This is a genomic window from Bradyrhizobium sp. Unk1, assembly GCF_059512345.1.
Window position 1 is genome coordinate 1 of the sequence record NZ_JCAMOP010000234.1, and the last position, 469, is coordinate 469.

The following is a 469-nucleotide window of genomic DNA, read 5'->3' on the forward strand; positions in this document are numbered from 1 at the left end:
TCGCGGCTGCCGACATCAGCCGCAAGCAAAATCTGCGCCCGCTTGAGCTTGCGGGCGGCATGCTTGCCGCCCCCGAGCAGCGCCGTCAGCTCGTCCCGCTCGGCTTGGCTCAATTCGACCCGATAACGTACATTCATGCTTCGCCTCCTTGTCGGAGGCCGGGACGAATCCAGCGATGAGTCAAAAATCAGGCGCGCATTTCACCGAGAAGCAGGGGCACTACCTGGCCTTCATCTACACCTACGCGCACATGTTCGGGCGCCCACCCGCCGAAACCGACATGCAGCGCCATTTCCGTGTCAGCCCTCCGTCGGTCCACCAGATGATCGTCACCCTCGAACGTAACGGATTCATTCGTCGTCAGCCCGGTGTTCCCCGGAGCATCGAGATTCTCCTGCCACCCGAAAACCTGCCCGTCCTCGAATGGCTCGGTATCAAAACGTCAAAATCAATGGGATGAACCACTAGC

General features: G+C 60.1%; 1 protein-coding gene and 1 pseudogene. One reads left to right on the plus strand and one right to left on the minus strand.

Translation table 11 applies throughout. The features are described 5' to 3' along the window. Positions 1-137 (minus strand): annotated as a pseudogene (locus AC5ZFO_RS48290) (IS630 family transposase); the annotation flags it as partial. Between the two features lie 38 nt (positions 138-175). On the opposite strand from AC5ZFO_RS48290, the gene AC5ZFO_RS48295 reads away from it, so the two are divergent. After that, on the plus strand, positions 176-460 hold the full coding sequence (locus tag AC5ZFO_RS48295) for a LexA family protein (protein WP_496124310.1): 285 nt from the start codon (positions 176-178) through the stop codon (positions 458-460). The last annotated feature ends 9 nt before the right edge of the window (positions 461-469 follow it).

Bases quoted from the DNA above. Each gene is read 5' to 3' on its own strand.
- AC5ZFO_RS48295 (WP_496124310.1), top strand. From the start codon at position 176: ATGAGTCAAAAATCAGGCGCGCATTTCACCGAGAAGCAGGGGCACTAC.